2 protein-coding genes are annotated in these 1,453 nt (G+C 73.6%); both read right to left on the reverse strand.

Going from position 1 to position 1,453, the window contains the following annotated elements; all coding sequences use genetic code 11:
* Positions 1–226: hypothetical protein (locus tag GT354_RS46180; protein ID WP_161363543.1), on the reverse strand; the 226-nt coding region annotated here is incomplete at its 3' end.
* Positions 219–1,453, reverse strand: a 1,235-nt coding sequence (locus tag GT354_RS46185) for an AAA family ATPase (protein WP_161363545.1), incomplete at its 5' end; no start/stop codon positions are given. The genes GT354_RS46185 and GT354_RS46180, both read right to left, overlap by 8 nt.

Raw genomic sequence — 1,453 nt, forward strand, 5'->3', positions numbered from 1 at the left:
CCTCGGCCCGCGCGCTCCACGGCTGCGCGTGCGGCTCGCCCGCCGCGCGCAGGCTCGCGTAGGCGTCACCGTCGAGCGTGCCGTCCCCGCCGGCCCGTTCGCGCAGCCGGATCGCGAACGCGCGCAGGGTCGCCCGGTCGGTCGGCACGGCCCGGTCGGTCGTCGTCGCCCGGTCCGCCGTCGGTGTCGTCGGTACCTGGTCGGTCCTGGTCGCCCGGTCAGTCATCGGCGGCTCCCACGGTGAGCGCTCCCGCGACGACCGCCACCCGCACCGCGGTGAGCGGTCGGCCGTCTGCGTCGGCCTCGTCGAGCAGGCGCAGGATCGCCGGCACCACCGCGTTGACGCAGCGGTTGACGCCGCGCGCGGCCTCGTCCGGGCGCCCGCGCCACGCGATCGTGGCCAGGTGCGCGGCGGCCTCGTCGGTCCAGGTGAGGTCGACGGAGATCTGCTCGCGCAACCGCTCCGCGAGTCGGCCCAGACCGGTCTCGGCGATGCCGCGCAACTCGGTGGGCCCGAACGGCGAGTAGAGGATGACCTCGTCGACGCGATTGAGGAACTCGGGCCGGAAAAAGCCCTCCAGGACCCGGCGCAGGCGGGCGTTGGCGGCCGTGTCGGCGGCCGAGCCCTCGTCGAGGATGGACCCGATCAGACTGTCCACGCTGTCCACTTCCGGCTGGGCGACCTCCGCTCCGGAGCCGGCCGCGCCGAGGTTGGTGGTCAGGACCACCACGGCGTCGTGCGCCTCGCGCACGGGCCCGGCGGGGTCGCTGATCCTGCCCTCGTCGAGCAGCCGCAACAGCGCGTCGAGCACGCGCGCGTCGGCCTTCTCGACCTCGTCGAACAGGAAGACCCGGCGGGGGTTGTCGCGCAGTCCGTTGGTCAACTTGCCCTCGCCGAAGCCCACATAGCCGGGCGGGGCGCCGATGAAGTTGTTGATCGACTCGCGGGAGCTGAACTGCCCCATCTCGAAGACGATCACGTCCTCCTGCGAGCCGTAGACCACGTGCGCGAGCAGTCGCGCGGTCATCGTCTTGCCGGATCCGCTGGGCCCACACAGCAGCAACGCGGCGCGCGGGCGGTCGTCGGGCCGGAAGCCGCGCGAGAGCGAACGCTTGATCGTCTCGATGTGGAAGGCGAGCCGATCGACCACGTTCTCCTGGCCGATCAGCCGGGAGCGTACCCAGCGCACGGCCTCCTCGGGCGTGGGCACGACCGCGCTCTTTCCCGGGGCGGGGTCGGCGGGTTCGCGGTAGTACGTGTCGGCGAAGCGGCGCAGGCGGTCCAAGTCGATGCCCACGTCCCGGAAGAACCCGCCGGCGAGGCCACTGGGGGTGTCCAGGAGCGCGGCGAGCAGGTCCTGTTCGCCGATCACCGGCCGGGCGTCGGGGGGCTGGGGCCGGCCGGCCGCGAAGTCGGCCGCGCGGCGCAGTACCTGGCGCACGGGTTCGTCGG

Origin of the sequence: Streptomyces sp. SID3343, assembly GCF_009865215.1 — a bacterium.
Lineage (GTDB): Bacteria > Actinomycetota > Actinomycetes > Streptomycetales > Streptomycetaceae > Embleya.